This is a genomic window from Nocardia harenae NBRC 108248 (genome assembly GCF_001612885.1).
In the GTDB taxonomy this organism is placed as follows: domain Bacteria; phylum Actinomycetota; class Actinomycetes; order Mycobacteriales; family Mycobacteriaceae; genus Nocardia; species Nocardia harenae.
Genome location: NZ_BDBH01000018.1, coordinates 1 through 16,798, shown reverse-complemented (window position 1 = coordinate 16,798; position 16,798 = coordinate 1). Strand labels below are relative to the sequence as shown.

Genomic DNA, 16,798 nt, shown 5'->3' with positions numbered 1-16,798 from the left:
GCGGACTCACAGCTCGGCGAGCACCTCGGACCAGATGCCGAGCGCGTCGCGGATCTGCGCGTCGGTGACGATGAGCGGCGGGATCATCCGCACCACGTTCATGTGCGCGCCGCAGGTGAGCAGCAGCAGCCCCTTGGCGACCGCGGCCCGCTGCGCGGCCGTGGCCGTCTCGGGGTCGGGATCGCCGGTGGCGGTGGTGAACTCGCACCCGGCCAGCAGCCCGAGCCCGCGCACATCGCCGATCTGCTTGGTCTGCTGCTCGCGCAGCCCGGCCAGCAGCTCGGCGCCGCGCTCGGCCGCGTTCTGCACCAGCCCCTCCGACTCGATGACGTCGAGCGTGGCGAGCGCGGCCGCGCAGGCCACGGCGTTGCCGCCGTAGGTGCCGCCCTGCGAGCCCGGCCACGCCTTCGCCATGAGCTCGGCCGAGGCCGCGATCCCGGAGATGGGGAAGCCGCTGGCCAGCCCCTTGGCGATGGTGATGACATCCGGCCGGACGTCGAAGTGCTGGTGCCCGAAGAACTTCCCGGTGCGGCCGAACCCGGTCTGGATCTCGTCGATCACCAGCAGGATGCCGTGCCGGTCGGCGCGCTCGCGCAAGCCGTGGAAGAAGGCGGTGTTGCCGGGGATGTACCCGCCCTCGCCGAGCATCGGCTCCACGATGAAGGCGGCGGTCTCGGCGGGCCCGGTCAGCGTGGCGAGGATGTAGTCCAGCTCGCGCAGCGCGAAGGCGGTGGCCTCCTCCTCGCTCCAGCCGTACCGGTAGGCGGTGGGGAAGGGCGCCACGTGCACGCCGGACATGAGCGGGCTGAACCCGGCCGAGAACCGGGTGCCCGAGGTGGTCATGGTGGCCGCGGCGACGGTGCGGCCGTGGAACCCGCCGTGGAAGACGATCACGTTCGGCCGCCCGGTCGCCTGCCGCACCAGCCGCAGCGACGCCTCCACCGCCTCGCTGCCGGAGTTGCTGTAGAAGAGCGTGTCCAGCCCGCTGGGCAGCACATCGCCGAGCCGCTCGGTGAGGCGGAGCAGCGGCTGGTGCATGACCGTCGTGTACTGGCCGTGGATCAGCTTCCCGACCTGCTCCTGCGCCGCCGCGACCACCCGCGGGTGGCAGTGCCCGGTGCTGGTGACCCCGATACCCGCGGTGAAGTCCAGGTAGCGCCTGCCGTCGGTGGCGTGCAGGTAGCACCCCTCGCCCCGCTCCACCACGACGGGAGTGGCCTGCTTGAGCACCGGTGACAGCTGGGTCATGGGGATCCGCCCTCCGTAGGAATCCGAAGATTGTCTGTTGTCGGATTGTTGACAATATGCCTACCATGACTCCGGCGCTCCCGACAAGGGAATGCCACGCGAGCCGAGAGGAGACACCGATGCCCAACCGGTCAGACGAGCGGACCGCGCTGGAGACCGTGCCGACGGGGCTGTTCATCGGCGGCAAATGGCGGGAGGGCGCGCGCACCTTCCCGGTGACCGACCCGGCCACCGGCGCGACCATCGCCGAGGTGGCCGAGGCGAGCGCCGAGGACGGCATCGCCGCACTGGCCGCCGCCGCCGAGGCGCAGCCCGACTGGGCCGCGACCCCGCCGCGCGAGCGCAGCGACCTGCTCATGCGGGTACACCGCGCGCTGCTCGCCGATGTCGACCGGCTCGGGCTGGTGCTCACCCTGGAGATGGGCAAGCCGCTGGCCGAGGCGCGCGGCGAGATCGCCTACGCCGCCGAGTTCTTCCGCTGGTTCGCCGAGGAGGCGGTGCGGCTGGACGGCGGTTACATGCAGGCTCCGGCCGGCGGCTCGCGCTTCCTCGTCACCAAGCAGCCGGTCGGCCCGAGCCTGCTCATCACGCCGTGGAACTTCCCGATCGCCATGGGCGCCCGCAAGATCGCGCCCGCGCTCGCGGCCGGCTGCACCAGCGTGATCAAACCCGCCGAGCAGACCCCGCTCTCCATGCTGGCGCTGGCCGCGGTGCTGGAGCAGGCCGGGCTGCCCGCCGGGGTGGTCAACGTGGTCACCACCACCGACCCGGGCGCGGTGATCGAGCCCATGATCCGCGATCCGCGCTCCCGCAAGCTCTCCTTCACCGGGTCGACCGCGGTCGGCAAGGTGCTGCTCGAGCAGTGCGCGAGCACCGTCATGCGCACCTCCATGGAGCTCGGCGGCAATGCCCCGCTGCTGGTCTTCGACGACGCCGACCTGGACGAGGCGGTGGAGGGCGCGCTCGCCGCCAAGATGCGCAATATCGGGCAGGCCTGCACCGCCGCCAACCGGATCCTGGTGCAGCGCGGCGTCGCCGACGAGTTCGGCAGGCGGCTCGCCGCGCGGATGGCGGCGCTGCCGATCGGCCGCGGCACCGAGCCGGAGGTGGTCGTCGGGCCGCTGATCGACACCGACGCGCTCGCCAAGGTCGAGCACCTGGTCGCCGATGCCAAGCAGCGCGGCGCCGAGGTGCTCACCGGCGGCGAGCGGCCGGACGGGCCGGGCAACTTCTACCCGGCCACCGTGCTGACCGGGGTGCCGGACGCGGCCGAGCTGTGCCACACCGAGATCTTCGGCCCGGTCGCCGCCATCGGCGTCTTCGACACCGAGGAGGAGGCGGTCACCCGGGCCAACGACACCCCGTACGGCCTGGTCGCCTACGTCTTCACGGAGAACCTGCGGCGCGGGCTGCGGGTGTGCGAGGCGCTGGAGACCGGCATGGTCGGGTTGAACCAGGGCGTGGTGTCCAACCCGGCGGCCCCCTTCGGCGGCGTCAAGGAGTCCGGCCTCGGGCGCGAGGGCGGATTCTCCGGCATCGACGAATTCCTCGAGACCAAATACATCGGAGTGCGACTGTGAGCTATCGGATTGCCACCATCCCCGGCGACGGCATCGGGGTGGACGTGACGGTCGAGGCGGTGGCGGTGCTGGATGCCGTGCTGCCCGGGCTGGAGTGGACCGAGTTCGACTGGTCCTGCGAGAACTACCTGCGCACCGGCGCCATGATGCCGCCGGACGGCCCCGCCCGGCTCGCCGGCTTCGACGCGATCCTGCTCGGCGCCGTCGGCTTCCCTGGCGTGCCGGATCACATCTCGCTCTGGGGGCTGCTGATCCCGCTGCGCCGCGCCTTCGGCCAGTACGTGAACCTGCGCCCGGTGAAGCTGCTGCCCGGCACCGAGTCCGCGCTGCGCGGGCGGACCGCCGCGGACCTGGACATTCTCATCGTGCGGGAGAACTCCGAGGGGGAGTACTCGGAGATCGGCGGCACGCACAATCCCGGGCGGCCGGACGAATTCGTGCTGCAGGAGTCGGTGTTCACCCGGGTCGGCTGCGAGCGGATCATCCGGTACGCCTTCGAGCGCGCCACCGAACGCGGCGGGAAGCTCTGCTCGGCCACCAAGTCCAATGGGCTGATCCACTCCATGCCCTACTGGGACCGGATCTTCGACGAGGTCGCCGCCGAGTACCCCGGGGTGCAGACCAGGCAGATGCACGTGGACGCGCTCGCTGCCGAGATCGTGCTGCACCCCGACCGGCTCGACGTCATCGTCGGCTCGAACCTCTTCGGCGACATCCTCTCCGACCTCGCGGCCGCGGTCACCGGCGGTCTCGGGCTGGCGCCCTCGGGCAATATCGACCCGACCCGCTCCGCGCCCTCCATGTTCGAGGCGGTGCACGGGAGCGCTCCCGACATCGCGGGCCAGGGGATCGCCAACCCGGTCGCGCAGATCCTCGCCGGTGCCATGCTCCTGCGCCACCTCGGCGAGGAGCGGGCGGCGGACGCCGTCGAGCGAGCCGTCGACGACGTGCTCGGCGCGGGGGAGGTGCTCACCCCGGACCTCGGCGGTACGGCCACCACCGCGGAACTCGGCGCGGCGATCGCCGACCGCGCCCGCGAACTGGCGGGAGCGAAGTCGCTTCCGGCCTAGCGACGCACCGCGTCCGCCTCCGGTGCAGATCAGCCGAGCCGCCGGAGGCGGGCGCGATATCCGTGCGCACGTGCCGTCAGCTGGTCACCCAGATCGCCTCCGCCGCGGGCTGACCGAGATCGATCGGGGTTTCGGCGGTGCCGATGCGAATTGCGATGGTCCCGGCGAAATCCCGGCGCTCGGCGACACTGATCACCGTGTCCAGCGCGATCCCCACCGAATCGAAGTAGCGCAGCATCTCCGGATCGGAGTCCGAGATCCGCGCCACCCGCCCCGACTCGCCCGCCGCGAACTCGCTCAGCGGGCGGGCGGGCGGCGTCGGCACGGCGCCGTCCACCGACGGGATCGGGTCACCGTGCGGATCTCGATCCGGGTAGCCGAGTTTCGCGTCGATCCGCGCCATCAGCAGCTCCGACACCGCATGCTCCAGGATCTCCGCCTCGTCGTGCACCTCGTCCCAGCCGTAGCCGAGTTCGCTCACCAGGAACGTCTCCAGCAGCCGGTGCCTGCGCACCATGGCGATCGCCGCCCGCCGCCCGTCCTCGGTCAGCGTGATCGCGCCGTACCGCGCATGCACCACCAGCCCCTGGTCTGCCAGCTTCCGCACTGCCTCGGAGACCGTCGACGCGGAGACGCCGATCCGCTCCGCCAGCAGCTTCGTCGACACCTTCTCCGGCGACCACTCCTGCGCCGTCCAGATCACCTTCAGGTAGTCCTGCGCGACCGAACTCAGCACCGGCGCCACCGTCGCGGTCCCGTCCACCGATGGTTCCGGCGCGTCGGTCAGCTCGCGGCGGGTCGTGATGTCTCGTTTCCCGGGCACATTTCGAGCTTATGCACTCGGCGCCCGTTCCACACGCCGCACCGCCACCGGCAACCTCCGATTCACCGCCCCGACTCCCCGCCCGTGACCTCGAGCATGACCGGCGCGGCCCGAATGCGCATCGGCCCGCACAGTGCGTAGGCTGCGCACTGTGCTGAGATGGCGAAGTCTCGACGACGTGCCCGCGGACTGGGGACGCTGCGTGGTCACCATCGGTGTGTTCGACGGTGTGCACCGGGGCCACGCGCAACTCATCAGCAGGGCGGTGAAATCCGCCGCCGCGCGCGGCGTCCCCGCGGTGCTCATGACCTTCGACCCGCACCCCATGGAGGTGGTGCGGCCCGGGTCGCACCCCGCCCAGCTGACCACGCTCACCCGGCGCGCCGAACTCGCCGAGGAGCTCGGCGTCGACGTGTTCTGCGTCATGCCGTTCACGCACGAGTTCATGAAGCTCACCCCCGCCCGCTACGTGCACGACCTGCTGGTCGAGCGGCTGCACGTCGCCGAGGTCGTGGTCGGCGACAACTTCACCTTCGGCAAGAAGGCCGCGGGCAACGTCGAGACGATGCGCGAATTCGGGCTGCGCTGGGGCTTCGAGGTCGATGCCGCCACCCTGCTCGGCGAGCAGTCCGTCACCTACTCCTCCACCTACATCCGGGCCTGCGTCGATGCCGGCGACATGGCCAGCGCCACCGAGGCGCTCGGCAGGCCGCACCGGGTGGAGGGCGTCGTCGTGCACGGCGACGGGCGCGGGCGGACCTTCGGCTACCCCACCGCCAACGTGGCGCCGCCGATGCACGCCGCCATCCCCGCCGACGGCGTCTACGCCGGCTGGTTCACCGTCCTCGGACCGGGGCCGACCATCGGCACCGTCACCCCCGGGCAGCGCGCCATGGCCGCCATCTCGGTCGGCACCAACCCCACCTTCTCCGGGCGGGCCCGCACCGTCGAGGCCTACGTCCTGGACCGCGAGGCCGACCTCTACGGGCAGCACGTCGCCGTCGACTTCGTCGAGCATCTGCGCGGCATGCTCAAATTCGACAGCACCGCGCAGTTGGTCGACGCCATGGCCGGGGACGTCGAAGCGGCCAGGGCGGTCCTCGCCCGCCAGTGAGGCTCCGGTAAGGTGGCTCCTCGGGTCTGCTGCGGTCCGCGGCGGCGCCCAGCCGGGGTTTCCCCGGAACCATTCACGCGGAACTGAGAAACAGGAGTGGACGCCGCATGGCACTGACCACCGAGCAGAAGTCGGCCATCCTCGCCGAGTACGGGCTGCACGAGAAGGACACCGGGTCGCCGGAGGCCCAGATCGCGCTGCTGTCGAAGCGGATCTCCGATATCACCGAGCACCTGAAGAAGCACAAGCACGATCACCACACCCGGCACGGGCTGATGGCGCTGATCGGGCGCCGGAAGCGGCTGTCGAAGTACCTGGCGGACAACGACATCCAGCGTTACCGTTCGCTTATCGAGCGGCTTGGGCTCAGGCGGTAATTTTGGCGCGCCTTCGGCGCGCGTGTTCGCGGCCCTCGAGGCTCGCGTTCGAGCACTCGAGACTCGCGCCTGCGGCGCATGCGCTTCGAGTGCTCGAACGCGAGCCGGCCGCGAACGGGGCTCGTAGGACTCGCCCCCGGCGTAGCCGGTTGGTGAGGTAGCTCGCTACTTGGGCGATACCTAGTGGTTTCCATCCGGCGTCGGGCCCTCGCTGCCGCGTCGGGTCCGCATCTCTGCCACCCGCGTTGCGTCGTGGGGGTTCGGGGGCGCTTGCGCCCCCGAGAAACCTTTCTTTCTCTGCCCGCCGCGCCGGAAAGGCGCTGTGACCTGCGCCCCGGGCGGTACGGCCGGGGTTCCGGGGGATTTACCCGCGGGTAGACGTACAATCTGGTCGTTGGCTCCTCTGCGGCAGCGAGAAGAGAAACTCTCGCGCCCGGACAACTATGGCAACAGCCGGACGCATCCGTTGCGTGGCGTCGGTCTTCGGTAGTGGCCTCCCGGCTCGGATAAGGGATCCGTCCGGCGGGCTTCGATCGATGACCGCCTCCGCGTCGCCGTTCCCAAGGGGGATCGGCCGGGTGCGCGCGTTGCGCAGCACGAGGCTGCCGCGTGTCCGTACCCGGAACGGCTGACGAAATGCCGGATCGCGCCCGACGGGCGCTGGATCCGGCGAAGACGAGAGGTTGAGACAAGACATATGACCGACACCATCGAACGCAAGTCAACGGCCGTCGAGGTCGAGCCCGGTGTATTCGAGTCCGTCGCGCTGATCGACAACGGCGCCTACGGCACCCGCACGGTCCGGTTCGAGACCGGCAGGCTGGCCAGGCAGGCGGCCGGCGCGGTCGCGGCCTACCTGGACGACGAGACCATGCTGCTCTCCGCCACCTCGGCGAGCAAAGCGCCCAAGGACCACTTCGACTTCTTCCCGCTCACGGTCGACGTCGAGGAGCGGATGTACGCCGCGGGCCGCATCCCGGGCTCCTTCTTCCGGCGCGAGGGCCGGCCCTCCACCGACGCGATCCTCACCTGCCGGTTGATCGACCGGCCGCTGCGCCCCTCCTTCGTGGACGGGCTGCGCAACGAGATCCAGGTGGTCGTCACCATCCTGAGCCTGGACCCGAACGACCTCTACGACGTGGTCGCCATCAACGCCGCCTCCGCCTCCACCCAGATCGCCGGGCTGCCCTTCTCCGGCCCGGTCGGCGGCGTCCGGGTCGCGCTGCTGCAGGATCCGGCCGTCGGCGGCGCCCCGCAGTGGGTCGCCTTCCCGACCGTGGAGCAGCTCGAGCACGCCGTCTTCGACATGGTGGTGGCCGGTCGCGTGGTCGACTCCGGCGACGTCGCCATCATGATGGTCGAGGCCGAGGCCACCGAGAACGTGATCGCGCTGGTCGACGGCGGCGCGCAGGCGCCAACCGAGGCCGTCGTGGCCGAGGGGCTGGAGGCCGCCAAGCCGTTCATCGCCCGGCTGGTCCGCGCGCAGGCCGACATGGCCGAGCTGGCCGCCAAGCCGACCGGCGAGTTCCCGCTCTTCCCGCCCTACGGCGACGATGCCTTTGCCGCCGTCGAGACGGCCGCCGCCGCGCAGCTCGGCGAGGCGCTGAGCATCGCGGGCAAGCAGGAGCGCGAGGAGAAGATCGACGAGATCAAGCTCACCGTCCTCGACCAGCTCGGCGAGACCTTCGCCGGCCGGGAGAAGGAGCTGGGCGCCGCGTTCCGCTCGCTCACCAAGAAGCTGGTGCGCAAGCGCATCCTCACCGACAGCTTCCGGATCGACGGCCGCGGCCTGGCCGACATCCGCGCGCTCTCCGCCGAGGTCGCGGTGATCCCGCGGGCGCACGGCTCGGCGCTCTTCGAGCGCGGCGAGACCCAGATCATGGGCGTCACCACGCTGGACATGGTCAAGATGGCGCAGCAGGTCGACTCGCTCGGCCCGGAGACCAGCAAGCGCTACATGCACCACTACAACTTCCCGCCCTACTCCACCGGTGAGACCGGTCGCGTCGGCTCGCCCAAGCGGCGCGAGATCGGCCACGGCGCGCTCGCCGAGCGGGCGCTCATCCCGGTGCTGCCCAGCCAGGAGGAGTTCCCCTACGCCATCCGGCAGGTCTCCGAGGCGCTGAGCTCCAACGGCTCCACCTCGATGGGCTCGGTCTGCGCCTCCACGCTCTCGCTGCTGAACGCAGGCGTCCCGCTCAAGGCGCCGGTCGCGGGTATCGCCATGGGCCTGGTCTCGGACACCGTCACCGGCGCCGACGGCACCGACGAGGTGCGCTACGTCGCACTCACCGACATCCTCGGCGCCGAGGATGCCTTCGGCGACATGGACTTCAAGGTCGCGGGCACCCGCGACTTCGTCACCGCGCTGCAGCTCGACACCAAGCTGGACGGCATCCCCTCGCAGGTGCTGGCCGGGGCGCTGGCGCAGGCGCACGACGCCCGCACCACCATCCTCGACGTCATGGCCGAGGCCATCACCTCGCCGGACGAGATGAGCCCGTACGCCCCGCGCGTCACCGCGATCAAGATCCCGGTGGACAAGATCGGCGAGGTGATCGGCCCCAAGGGCAAGGTCATCAACCAGATCACCGAGGACACCGGCGCCAATATCTCCATCGAGGACGACGGCACCGTGTTCGTCGGCGCGACCGACGGCCCCTCGGCGCAGGCCGCGATCGACGCGATCAACGCCATCGCCAACCCGCAGCTGCCGAAGGTCGGCGAGCGCTTCCTCGGCACGGTCGTGAAGACCACCGCCTTCGGCGCGTTCGTCTCGCTGCTGCCGGGCCGCGACGGTCTGGTGCACATCTCCAAGCTGGGCAACGGCAAGCGCGTCGCCAAGGTCGAGGACGTGGTCAACGTGGGCGACAAGCTGCGCGTCGAGATCGCCGATATCGACAACCGCGGCAAGATCTCGCTGGTCCCGGTCGAGGAGATCGCCGAAGCCGCGGCTCCCGAGGCCGCCGCCGCCGAAAGCGAGTAGACACGGTATCTGTGAGTACCGAGAACACGACGGCCCCTCTGCTCCGCGGTGAGCAGGGGGGTTCGTCGCTCCGAACCGCAGGCGCCGAGCAGCTCGGCTCGGACGGCGGGGTCCGCCGCACCGTGCTGCCCGGCGGGCTGCGCGTCGTCACCGAGCACGTGCCCGGCGTGCGCTCCGCCTCCGTCGGCGTCTGGGTCGGCGTCGGCTCCAGGGACGAGGGGCACGGCGTCGCCGGCGCCGCGCACTTCCTGGAGCACCTGCTCTTCAAAGCCACCCCGACGCGCAGCGCGCTGGATATCGCGCAGTCCATGGACGCCGTCGGCGGCGAGCTCAACGCCTTCACCGCCAAGGAACAGACCTGCTACTACGCGCACGTCATCGACGAGGACCTGCCGCTCGCGGTCGAGCTCGTCGCCGACGTGGTGCTGAACGGGCTGTGCCGGGGCGCCGACGTCGAAGTGGAGCGGCAGGTGGTGCTCGAGGAGATCGCCATGCGCGACGACGACCCGGAGGACCTGGTCGGCGATGCCTTCCTCACCGCGCTCTTCGGCGACCACCCGATCGGCCGCCCGGTCATCGGCTCGGTGGAGTCCATCGAGGCCATGCGCCCCACCCAGCTGCGCTCCTTCCACCAGCGCCGCTACCGCCCGGACCGGATGGTCGTCGCGGTCGCGGGCAATGTCGAGCACGAGCACACCGTGGAGCTCGTGCACCGCGCCTTCGCCGGGCGGCTCGACCCGGCCGCCGCGCCCGCCCCGCGCCGCGAGGGCCGCTTCCGCACCCGCACCGCCCCCACCCTGCACTGGAGCAACCGGGACAGCGAGCAGTCGCACCTGGCCTTCGGCGTGCGCGCCTACGGCAGGCACGAGGGGGACAAGCGCTGGCCGCTCTCGGTACTCAACACCGTGGTCGGCGGGGGGCTCAGCTCGCGGCTCTTCCAGGCCATCCGGGAGGAGCGCGGGCTCGCCTACTCGGTGTATTCCGGGGTCGACACCTTCGCCGACACCGGCGCCTTCTCGGTCGCGCTCGGCTGCCAGCCGGAGAACCTCGGCACCGTCGCCGCGCTGGCCCGCGGCGTCCTGGAGGACGTGGCGGCGAACGGCATCACCGACGCCGAGTGCGCCCGCGCCAAGGGCTCGCTGCGCGGCGGGCTGGTGCTCGGGCTGGAGGATTCCGGGTCCAGGATGAACCGGATCGGGCGCAGCGAGCTCAACTACGGGAACCACCGCAGCGTCTCCGAGACGCTCCAGCGGATCGACGCGGTGACGACCGAGCAGGTCGACGCCGTCGCCCGCACCCTGCTCGCCCGGCCCATGGCGGCGGCGGTCGCCGGGCCGTACCGCCGGACCCGGGATCTGCCGGTCGCGGTGCGGAGGTTGGTGGAGAACTAGGGTTCTCGGCCGGGCCGAGGCCCCGTGTGCTCATCCGCCGGGCCGCGTGCCGGTGCTCGCGCGCGCCGTGCGGTGGGCGATGCCGTGTGCGGGCGCCGCCACCGCGGCAACCCGCGCGTCGTCGGGCAGCGAAGAGCGGGCGGTCGGGCTCGGGCGTCCAGCGGGAGGCGGCGGTGTCGGCGCTGCGGCAGTGGGCGAGGAGCTCGGCGAGGTCGAGATCCGGCCGTGTCACCGGAGGGCGCGATTGGCCGCCTCGACCACGGCGGGCAGCAGCCCGGGCAGCGCGGCGTCCAGCTCGCTTCGGCGCAGCCGCTGGCAGGTGTTCCCCTCGACGGTGAGCCGCTCGATCACCCCCGCCTCGCGCAGGATCTTGAAGTGGTGGGTGGCGGTCGACTTGTTGATGGCGTCGTAGAGCGCCGCGCACCGCACCGGCCCCCCGGCATTCGCCAGCCGCCGCACCATCTCCAGCCGGACCGGGTCCTGCAGCGCGCCGAGCACGGCGGCCAGCGGAGCCACCGGCGCCGGCGCCGAGACGTTCGCTTCGCTCATGATCTACCTCACTCGGTTTGATGACCATCGTACCCGCGCCGTATGGTCGAGTGCGGTTCGACAATCATCAAACCTATCGGATGGAGCCGCGATGACCGCGACCATCGCCCAGCCGGCAGCGCAGCGCTGGGCCTATCCGCTCGTCCTGATCGCGACCGGGGCCGCGCTCGGGGTCTCCGGGGCACCGGCGCCGCTCTACGGGCTGTACGAGACCGAGTGGAACCTGTCGCCGCTCACCACCACCGTGATCTTCGCGGTGTACGCGGTCGCGGCGCTGGCCGCGGTGCTGGTCACCGGCCGGATCTCGGACGTGCTCGGCCGCAAGCCGGTGCTGCTCGGCGCCTTCGGCACGATGATCGCCGGGCTGCTGGTCTTCGTGGCCGCCGATTCGGTGCCCATGCTGGTGCTGGCCCGCGCGCTGCACGGCATGGCGGTCGGCGCCACCGTGGTGGCGGGCGCGGCGGCGTTGCTGGACCTGCGGCCGCACCGCGGTGCGCGCTCCGGGCAGCTGAGCGGGGTGGCGTTCAATGTCGGGATGGCGGTGACGGTCCTCGGGTCGGCGCTGCTCGCCCAGTACGCGCCGCACCCGCTGCGCACGCCGTACGTGGTGATCAGCGTGGTCTGCCTGGCCATCGCGGCCGGGGTGATCGCGCTGCGCGAGCCGCACGCGGCCCGGGTGGCAGGGCGGATCCGGATCGCCAGGCCGTCGGTGCCCGCGGAGATTCGCGGCGACTTCTGGTTCTCCGCGATCGGCGTGATGGCGGCCTGGTCGGTGCTCGGTGTGCTGCTCTCGCTCTACCCGTCGCTGGCCGCGCGCCAGACCGGCATCCACAACCTGGTCTTCGGCGGCGCGGTGGTGGCCGCGACGGCGCTGGCCGCCGCGCTGGTGCAGCTCGTCGCCACCCGCGTCCCGGCGCGGCGGGCCGCCGTGGTGGGCGATATCGGCATGGCCTTCGCGCTGCTCGCGCTGATCCCGGCGCTGGCGACGCACAGCTGGGGCGTGGTGCTGCTGGCCGGGGTGCTCCTCGGCGGCACCTTCGGGCTCGGCTTCGGCGGGTCGCTGCGGCACCTGTCGGATGTGGTGCCGCAGCACAGGCGCGGCGAGACCATGTCGGCGTACTACCTGCTCGCCTATACCGCCATGGCGCTGCCGACGGTGCTCGCCGGGTGGGCCGCCACTGTCTGGGGTCTGAGCACCGTTTTCCCGTGGTTCGTCTCGGCCGCTGCCGTGGCCTGCCTGATCGCCGCCGCTCTGGGGCTGCGCCGCCGCGCGGCCGACCACGACGCGGTCGCGCCCGTGATGCGGGCTCGGCGCGGAGTAACGTCGGCGCCATGAGGATCCGTGGAGCTGTCCTGGAGCGCATCGCCGCGCCCGTCCCGTTCGCCGACTCGGCGCCGCTCACCATCTCCGAGCTGGAGCTGGCCGAACCGGGGCCGGGCGAGCTGCTGGTCCGGATCGAGGCGGCGGGGCTCTGCCATTCGGATCTCTCCGTCGTCGACGGCAACCGGGTGCGCCCGGTGCCCATGCTGCTCGGGCACGAGGCCGCCGGCCGGGTCGAGGCCGTCGGGCCCGCGGAGCCGGATATCGCCGTCGGGCGGCGCGTGGTCATGACCTTCCTGCCGCGCTGCGGCGAGTGCGCCGGCTGTGCCAGCGAGGGCCGCACGCCGTGTATCCCCGGCAGCGCCGCCAACAATGCGGGCGAGCTGCTCAACGGGGGCCGCCGGCTGCGCCGCGACGGCGCCGAGGTGCACCACCACCTCGGCGTCTCCGCCTTCGCCACGCACGCCGTGGTGGACCGCCGCTCGGTGGTCCCGGTCGACGACGACGTGCCGCCCGAGGTCGCCGCGGTGCTCGGCTGCGCGGTGCTGACCGGCGGCGGCGCGCTGCTCAACTCGGCGCCGCCCGCCAAGGGCGACCGGATCATGGTGGTCGGGCTCGGCGGCGTCGGGATGGCGGCGGTGCTGGTCGCGGTCTCGCTCGGAGTCGGCGAGGTGATCGCGGTGGACACCGTACCGGAGAAACTCGCGCTCGCCCGCGAACTCGGCGCGAACACCGCGCTCACCCCCGCCGAGGTGGCCGAGCAGGGCGTGCAGGCCGAGGTGGTGGTGGAGGCCGCGGGCAATATCCGCGCCTTCGAGACCGCCGTGGCCGCCACCGCGCCGGGCGGCACCACCGTCACCGTCGGGCTGCCCGCCCCGGACGCGCGCGCGAGCATCTCGCCGCTGGCGCTGGTCGCGCAGGGCCGCTCCATCGTCGGCAGCTACCTGGGCTCCGCGGTGCCGTCCAGGGACATCCCGGAGTACGTGCGGCTGTGGCGCGCGGGCAGGCTGCCGGTGGAGCGGCTGGTCTCCGCCCGGATCGGGCTCGAGCAGATCAATACCGCCATGGATGAGCTGGCCGCCGGGCACGCACTGCGCCAGGTGATCGTGTTCTGACGCTAGGCTCACCCCCGTTCGGACGAGAGGAGAAGCGGTGACCATTCGGGTCGGAGTGCTCGGTGCGCAGGGGAAGGTCGGCCAGGCCATCTGCGCCGCGGTGCGGGCGGCGGACGACCTGGAGCTGGTCGCCACCGTCGACAAGGACGACGCGCTAACCGCCTTCCCCGACGCGAACACCGAGGTCGTCGTGGATTTCACGCACCCCGATGTGGTGATGGGCAACCTGAAGTTCCTGGTCGAGAACGGGATTCACGCCGTGGTCGGCACCACCGGCTTCGACGACGGCAGGCTCGCCGAGGTGCGCGGCTGGCTGGCGGAGAGCCCGTCGACCGGCGTGCTCATCGCTCCCAACTTCGCCATCGGCGCGGTGCTCTCCATGCGCTTCGCCGAGCAGGCGGCGCGCTTCTTCGACTCGGTCGAGGTGGTGGAGCTGCACCACCCGAACAAGGCGGACGCGCCCTCCGGCACCGCCTACCGCACCGCCGGGCTGATCGCCGAGGCACGGGCGAAGGCCGGGATCGGCCGCAGCCCCGACGCCACCAGCACCGAGCTGGAGGGCGCGCGCGGCGCCGACGTCGACGGGGTGCGGGTGCACTCGGTGCGGCTCGCCGGACTGGTCGCGCACCAGGAGGTGCTCTTCGGCACCCAGGGCGAGACCCTGACCATCCGGCACGACTCCATCGACCGCAACTCCTTCGCCCCCGGCGTGCTGCTCGGCGTCCGGAGTATCGCCGCCCGCCCCGGCCTCACCGTCGGGCTCGACCCGCTGCTGGACCTGTGACCGAATCCGCCCCCGCCCGCGAGGTGCTGAAGCGGGTCGCCTTCATCGCCGCCCTGGTGCTGGCGCTCGGCTTCTACTTCCTGCTGCTCGGCCGGATCGCGCTCGAGCTGCTCACCTCCGGCGAGGCGGCGGCCGTCGCGATCGGCGCCGGGGTGCTGATCCTGCCGATCATCGGCGTCTGGATCGTGGTCGCCACCCTGCGCGCCGCCCTGGCCCACCAGCACCTGGCCCGCCGCATGCACGCCGAGGGCCGCGAACTCGACACCGCCGACCTGCCCCGCCGCCCCTCCGGCCGCGTCGAGACCGCCGCGGCCGACGCGCTCTTCGCCGAGGTCAAGACCGAATGGGAAGCCGACCCCGACAACTGGCGCTCCTCCTACCGCCTGGCCCGTGCCTACGACCTCGCCGGGGACCGCTCCCGCGCCCGCGAGGTCATGCGCCGCGCCGTCGCCCTGGAACGCCTGGATCGGTGAGCCCGTGGCCCGCCTGCTGATCGTGCACCACACCCCATCCCCGCACACGCACGAGATGTTCGAGGCGGTGCTGCGCGGGGCCACCGATCCCGAGATCGAGGGCGTCGAGGTGGTCCGCCGCCCCGCGCTCACGGTCGCGCCCATCGACGTCCTCGAGGCCGACGGCTACCTCCTCGGCACCCCCGCCAACCTCGGCTACATGAGCGGCGCCCTCAAACATAATTTGTCTACTTACCCGTCTATTACGAGTACTGCGAGGTCGGCGGCGTGAAACGGCTTCTGATCGTCCACCACACGCCGTCGCCGCACTGTCAGGCGATGTTCGAGGCCGTGGTGTCCGGCGCGACCGACCCGGAGATCGAAGGCGTGGAGGTCGTGCGCCGGGCCGCTTTGTCGCTGTCGCCGAGCGACGTGCTGGAGGCCGACGGGTACGTGCTCGGCACCCCGGCCAACCTCGGGTACATGAGCGGCGGCCTGAAACACGGGCTGGATGTCATTTACTACCCCTGCCTCGATTCGACCCGAGGGCGGCCGTTCGGGGCGTACTTCCACGGCAACGAGGGCACAGAGGGCGCGGAGAAGGGCATCACCTCGATCACGACCGGGCTGGGGTGGGTGAAGTCGGCCGAGTACGTGGTGGTGTCGGGCAAGCCGTCCAAGGACGACCTCGAAGCGTGCTGGGAACTCGGCGCAACCGTCGCGGCCAAGCTCATGGCGTAACTGGAGTCTGGCTCAGTCCCAGCCCCATTGCTCCACGAGTGACGGATCTATGTCCGTTTCCAGCAGCGTTGCGTGCTGTTCGAGGTCATGCGCCGTACAGCAGTTGTGTGCGCCATCGTCGGAGGGCACCCCAAGGCGCGCATGACAGTCATCGACTAGATTGCACAGCTGGCTCAGAATCATGTCGGTGGCGGTCAAAACATCATGTTCGGTACTCAACTGAGGCTCGCGATACACACGCCGAACTCCTAGCTGTTCCCCGATAAATGGGCGGTCGGGATGGATAAACATCGAAGCGGAATCGCTGTTCGCGACGCGGTCGATCAGAACGTGACTGGGCTCGTCAGTCTTGAGTTCGGTGCTGAGTGCGAGCTTTAGACGCCGGTTACTAAAGAGCCCGACTTCAACCTGGCTGGACCGAATCAGACTTCCCCGATGGATCACAAAATTGCGGGCGAGGTTGAATTGGGTGAATAGGTCATCGGCCAGTACTCGACCTACGCGCTCGTTACGCCAAGCATTCTCGCCTTCCTTCTCCATGTCGAGCCGCACCATCTCAATCACAGATTTCGAACTCGCGAGAAAGGCGTTGGCTGAGTATCTAAACGGAGCAGGGTGATGATAGGCGGCGATCATCTGATGAAGCTGAAAGTGACACTCGAATACGCGGTCATGTGTCAACACGAGAGGGCATGGCCGGAGGTTGGTGTCCGAACCGTCGACTGATGGCACCTGGCCACATTAACGTCGCCCGACGCGGCAAGTGAGATGAAGCGGCCAACTACGAGGCGATGTCAGGCAAGCCGTCCAAGGGTGCTGGGTGCATCTGTTGTCGGTGCAGAGTGCCGAACCTGTCGGAGACAGCCTCTATGCTCCCCGGCATGAGCCTCGTGTCTGACTTCTTCACCCAACCCGGATTTGGGTGGGGAGCCCTGTTGGGAGCCGGTCTCGTCGGACCCATCATCGGGTCGTGGTCGCTCTTTGCGAGCGATAAACGGAAGGCCAAGCAGGAGCACACGGTGCTCGACCGCAAAGAGGGACGTGAGGACCAGCTACGCGAGCACGAGACAGTCTTCGCCGCCGCTACCGAGTTCGCAGCGGAGTGCAGCGACGTACTGATGAATGCGGTGGACACGAAGGCTGTGTTCAACGCCATCCGCGACATGCTCGTCGGCGCGGCGGGGAAGCCCGACCCGAACGCTAACGCGAAGTTGGACGAGGCCGCAAAGCAGGCGGAGGTGAGCGGT

At 70.9% G+C, this 16,798-nt stretch carries 16 protein-coding genes and 1 pseudogene; 13 read left to right on the top strand and 4 right to left on the bottom strand.

The features are described 5' to 3' along the window. Nucleotides 1–6: 6 nt before the first annotated feature. The gene (locus tag NH2_RS27170) at nucleotides 7–1,248 is read right to left on the bottom strand and encodes an aspartate aminotransferase family protein (protein WP_067660577.1); all 1,242 of its coding nucleotides are present in this window, start codon (nucleotides 1,246–1,248) and stop codon (nucleotides 7–9) included. 119 nt (nucleotides 1,249–1,367) lie between these two features. On the opposite strand from NH2_RS27170, the gene NH2_RS27165 reads away from it, so the two are divergent. Both NH2_RS27165 and NH2_RS27160 read left to right on the top strand, forming a co-directional pair. Next, complete coding sequence (locus tag NH2_RS27165) at nucleotides 1,368–2,828, top strand: NAD-dependent succinate-semialdehyde dehydrogenase (protein ID WP_067660574.1); 1,461 nt, start codon at nucleotides 1,368–1,370, stop codon at nucleotides 2,826–2,828. Then, nucleotides 2,825–3,898, top strand: coding sequence for a tartrate dehydrogenase (locus NH2_RS27160; protein ID WP_067660570.1), 1,074 nt, complete (start codon nucleotides 2,825–2,827; stop codon nucleotides 3,896–3,898). Before NH2_RS27165 ends, NH2_RS27160 begins: the two co-directional genes overlap by 4 nt. Before the next feature lie 76 nt (nucleotides 3,899–3,974). Here NH2_RS27160 and NH2_RS27155 read toward each other — a convergent pair whose 3' ends face one another. Continuing rightward, complete coding sequence (locus NH2_RS27155; RefSeq protein WP_174552886.1) at nucleotides 3,975–4,643, bottom strand: metal-dependent transcriptional regulator; 669 nt, start codon at nucleotides 4,641–4,643, stop codon at nucleotides 3,975–3,977. A gap of 229 nt (nucleotides 4,644–4,872) precedes the next feature. On the opposite strand from NH2_RS27155, the gene NH2_RS27150 reads away from it, so the two are divergent. The 4 genes from NH2_RS27150 (at nucleotide 4,873) to NH2_RS27135 (ending at nucleotide 10,589) form a co-directional block, all read left to right on the top strand. Continuing rightward, the gene (locus NH2_RS27150) at nucleotides 4,873–5,835 is read left to right on the top strand and encodes a bifunctional riboflavin kinase/FAD synthetase (RefSeq protein ID WP_084505943.1); all 963 of its coding nucleotides are present in this window, start codon (nucleotides 4,873–4,875) and stop codon (nucleotides 5,833–5,835) included. A 107-nt stretch (nucleotides 5,836–5,942) separates the two neighbouring features. After that, on the top strand, nucleotides 5,943–6,212 hold the full coding sequence (rpsO, locus tag NH2_RS27145; protein ID WP_067660564.1) for a 30S ribosomal protein S15: 270 nt from the start codon (nucleotides 5,943–5,945) through the stop codon (nucleotides 6,210–6,212). A gap of 697 nt (nucleotides 6,213–6,909) precedes the next feature. After that, complete coding sequence (locus tag NH2_RS27140; protein ID WP_067660561.1) at nucleotides 6,910–9,198, top strand: polyribonucleotide nucleotidyltransferase; 2,289 nt, start codon at nucleotides 6,910–6,912, stop codon at nucleotides 9,196–9,198. 122 nt (nucleotides 9,199–9,320) lie between these two features. After that, nucleotides 9,321–10,589 carry a M16 family metallopeptidase gene (locus NH2_RS27135; RefSeq protein WP_245650797.1) on the top strand — a complete coding sequence of 423 codons (1,269 nt, stop codon included), beginning with the start codon at nucleotides 9,321–9,323 and terminating at the stop codon, nucleotides 10,587–10,589. A 228-nt stretch (nucleotides 10,590–10,817) separates the two neighbouring features. Here the strand turns inward: NH2_RS27135 and NH2_RS27130 are convergent, their stop codons facing one another. Then, complete coding sequence (locus tag NH2_RS27130; RefSeq protein WP_067660557.1) at nucleotides 10,818–11,138, bottom strand: ArsR/SmtB family transcription factor; 321 nt, start codon at nucleotides 11,136–11,138, stop codon at nucleotides 10,818–10,820. A gap of 91 nt (nucleotides 11,139–11,229) precedes the next feature. Between NH2_RS27130 and NH2_RS27125 the strand changes: the two genes are divergently transcribed. The 6 genes and pseudogenes from NH2_RS27125 (at nucleotide 11,230) to NH2_RS27100 (ending at nucleotide 15,551) form a co-directional block, all read left to right on the top strand. Then, on the top strand, nucleotides 11,230–12,474 hold the full coding sequence (locus NH2_RS27125) for an MFS transporter (protein ID WP_067660554.1): 1,245 nt from the start codon (nucleotides 11,230–11,232) through the stop codon (nucleotides 12,472–12,474). Continuing rightward, nucleotides 12,471–13,574 carry a zinc-binding dehydrogenase gene (locus tag NH2_RS27120; protein WP_067660551.1) on the top strand — a complete coding sequence of 368 codons (1,104 nt, stop codon included), beginning with the start codon at nucleotides 12,471–12,473 and terminating at the stop codon, nucleotides 13,572–13,574. The genes NH2_RS27125 and NH2_RS27120 overlap by 4 nt, the downstream gene beginning before the upstream one ends. 37 nt (nucleotides 13,575–13,611) lie before the next feature. Continuing rightward, a complete protein-coding gene (gene dapB, locus NH2_RS27115) occupies nucleotides 13,612–14,358 on the top strand; it encodes a 4-hydroxy-tetrahydrodipicolinate reductase (RefSeq protein ID WP_067660548.1) in 747 nt (248 codons plus the stop codon). Continuing rightward, nucleotides 14,355–14,831 carry a hypothetical protein gene (locus NH2_RS27110; RefSeq protein ID WP_067660545.1) on the top strand — a complete coding sequence of 159 codons (477 nt, stop codon included), beginning with the start codon at nucleotides 14,355–14,357 and terminating at the stop codon, nucleotides 14,829–14,831. The genes dapB and NH2_RS27110 overlap by 4 nt, the downstream gene beginning before the upstream one ends. Nucleotides 14,832–14,835: 4 nt before the next feature. Further along, nucleotides 14,836–15,051, top strand: a pseudogene (locus tag NH2_RS27105) (flavodoxin family protein); the annotation flags it as partial. 47 nt (nucleotides 15,052–15,098) lie between these two features. Next, entirely contained in the window at nucleotides 15,099–15,551 is a 453-nt protein-coding gene (locus tag NH2_RS27100; protein ID WP_157104001.1) for a flavodoxin family protein, read from the top strand. 12 nt (nucleotides 15,552–15,563) lie between these two features. Here NH2_RS27100 and NH2_RS29115 read toward each other — a convergent pair whose 3' ends face one another. Next, the gene (locus NH2_RS29115; RefSeq protein ID WP_501193511.1) at nucleotides 15,564–16,235 is read right to left on the bottom strand and encodes an Ea47 family protein; all 672 of its coding nucleotides are present in this window, start codon (nucleotides 16,233–16,235) and stop codon (nucleotides 15,564–15,566) included. A gap of 197 nt (nucleotides 16,236–16,432) precedes the next feature. On the opposite strand from NH2_RS29115, the gene NH2_RS27095 reads away from it, so the two are divergent. Continuing rightward, on the top strand, nucleotides 16,433–16,798 hold a 366-nt coding region (locus NH2_RS27095; protein WP_157103999.1), incomplete at its 3' end, for a hypothetical protein.

Excerpts from the sequence above, each read along its gene's own strand:
- NH2_RS27125 (WP_067660554.1), top strand. The coding sequence starts at position 11,230 with ATGACCGCGACCATCGCCCAGCCGGCAGCGCAGCGCTGGGCCTATCCG.
- NH2_RS27120 (WP_067660551.1), top strand. The coding sequence starts at position 12,471 with ATGAGGATCCGTGGAGCTGTCCTGGAGCGCATCGCCGCGCCCGTCCCG.
- NH2_RS27170 (WP_067660577.1), bottom strand. The coding sequence starts at position 1,248 with ATGACCCAGCTGTCACCGGTGCTCAAGCAGGCCACTCCCGTCGTGGTG.
- NH2_RS27130 (WP_067660557.1), bottom strand. The coding sequence starts at position 11,138 with ATGAGCGAAGCGAACGTCTCGGCGCCGGCGCCGGTGGCTCCGCTGGCC.
- NH2_RS27165 (WP_067660574.1), top strand. The coding sequence starts at position 1,368 with ATGCCCAACCGGTCAGACGAGCGGACCGCGCTGGAGACCGTGCCGACG.
- NH2_RS27140 (WP_067660561.1), top strand. The coding sequence starts at position 6,910 with ATGACCGACACCATCGAACGCAAGTCAACGGCCGTCGAGGTCGAGCCC.
- rpsO (WP_067660564.1), top strand. The coding sequence starts at position 5,943 with ATGGCACTGACCACCGAGCAGAAGTCGGCCATCCTCGCCGAGTACGGG.